The sequence below is a fragment of the Pseudomonas sp. MD195_PC81_125 genome (assembly GCF_014060985.1).
GTDB lineage: Bacteria > Pseudomonadota > Gammaproteobacteria > Pseudomonadales > Pseudomonadaceae > Aquipseudomonas > Aquipseudomonas parakoreensis.
Genome location: NZ_JABULD010000495.1, coordinates 1 through 1,091 on the forward strand (window position 1 = coordinate 1; position 1,091 = coordinate 1,091).

At 63.0% G+C, this 1,091-nt stretch carries 1 pseudogene; it reads left to right on the forward strand.

The window, feature by feature from the left end:
* Positions 1 to 950, forward strand: a pseudogene (locus HT737_RS19905) (acetyl-CoA C-acyltransferase); the annotation flags it as partial.
* Positions 951 to 1,091: the final 141 nt, after the last annotated feature.

A 1,091-nucleotide genomic window follows, 5' to 3' on the forward strand; every position in this document is an offset into this window, starting at 1 on the left:
CCGTGCCGGCCATGACCCTGAACAAGGTCTGTGGCTCGGGCCTCAAAGCCCTGCACCTGGGCGCGCAGGCGATCCGTTGTGGCGATGCGAGGTGATCATCGCGGGCGGTCAGGAGAACATGAGCCTGTCCAACTATGTGATGCCGGGTGCTCGCACCGGTCTGCGCATGGGTCACGCGCAAATCGTCGACACCATGATCAGCGATGGCCTGTGGGATGCGTTCAACGATTACCACATGGGCATCACCGCCGAGAATCTGGTCGATAAATATGAGATCAGCCGCGAGCAGCAGGACGCCTTCGCCGCGGCCTCGCAGCGCAAAGCGGCGGCTGCCATCGAAGCCGGGCGCTTCGTCGATGAAATCACCCCGATCCTGATCCCGCAGCGCAAAGGGGATCCGGTCGCGTTCAAGGTCGATGAACAACCACGCGGCGACACCACCGCCGAATCGCTGGCCAAACTGCGTCCGGCGTTCAAGAAGGATGGCAGCGTCACCGCCGGCAACGCTTCGTCGCTGAACGACGGCGCCGCCGCCGTCATCCTGATGAGCGCCGAGAAAGCCAAGGCTCTGGGCCTGCCGGTGCTGGCGAAAATTGCGGCTTACGCCAATGCGGGCGTGGACCCGGCGATCATGGGCATCGGTCCGGTCTCGGCCACCCGTCGCTGCCTGGACAAGGCAGGCTGGAACATCGGCCAACTGGACCTGATCGAAGCCAACGAAGCCTTCGCCGCACAATCACTGGCGGTGGCCAAGGATCTGCAATGGGATCTGGACAAGGTCAACGTCAACGGCGGCGCCATCGCCCTCGGTCACCCGATCGGTGCGTCGGGCTGCCGGGTGCTGGTGACCTTGCTGCACGAGATGCTCAAGCGTGATGCGAAAAAAAGGTCTGGCGACCTTGTGCATCGGCGGCGGTCAGGGTGTGGCGCTGGCGCTGGAACGCGGTTAACCCAAAGGAGCAATACAGGCGGCGGACGGATCCACGACATCCGCCCGCTGTCTGGTTTCATCGCTTTTGTGGCGAGGGGATTTATCCCCGATGGGATGCGCAGCAGCCCCAGAATTTTTTCGCCTCGACACACATCTTTTG